Consider the following 778-nt stretch of genomic DNA (forward strand, 5'->3'; position numbering starts at 1 on the left):
GACGCTCCCACGGCTTGTAGGCACACGGTTTCAGGTACTATTTCACTCCGCTCCCGCGGTACTTTTCACCATTCCCTCACGGTACTATCCGCTATCGGTCACCAGGGAATATTTAGGCTTAGCGGGTGGTCCCGCCAGATTCACACGGGATTTCTCGGGCCCCGTGCTACTTGGGAGATTCTTAAGCAAGCCGCTGATGTTTCGTCTACGGGGGTCTTACCCTCTACGCCGGACCTTTCGCATGTCCTTCGACTACATCAACGGTTTCTGACTCGCCGACCGGCCGGCAGACCGATCAAAAGAATTCCCACAACCCCGCATGCGCAACCCCTGCCGGGTATCACACGCATACGGTTTGGCCTCATCCGGTTTCGCTCGCCACTACTCCCGGAATCACGGTTGTTTTCTCTTCCTGCGGGTACTGAGATGTTTCACTTCCCCGCGTTCCCTCCACACTGCCTATGTGTTCAGCAGTGGGTGACAGCCCATGACGACTGCCGGGTTTCCCCATTCGGACACCCCCGGATCAAAGCTCAGTTGGCAGCTCCCCGGGGCCTATCGCGGCCTCTCACGTCCTTCATCGGTTCCTGGTGCCAAGGCATCCACCGTGCGCCCTTAAAAACTTGGCCTACAGATGCTCGCGTCCACTGTGTAGTTCTCAAGCAACGACCAGCCACCCATCACCCCACCAGACAAGCTGGCGAGTTCACTGGGGCCGGCATCGCGAAGATAAAGCCTTTCGGCCGTACCCTCAGATACCCAACAACGTGCCAAGCAC

General features: G+C 58.0%; 1 rRNA gene. It reads right to left on the reverse strand.

Annotated features, from left to right (window positions below):
* Positions 1 to 629, reverse strand: a 23S ribosomal RNA gene (locus MTF69_RS42675); the annotation flags it as partial.
* Between the last annotated feature and the right edge of the window lie 149 nt (positions 630 to 778).

This window comes from Streptomyces sp. AP-93 (genome assembly GCF_022808175.1).
Taxonomy (GTDB): domain Bacteria; phylum Actinomycetota; class Actinomycetes; order Streptomycetales; family Streptomycetaceae; genus Streptomyces.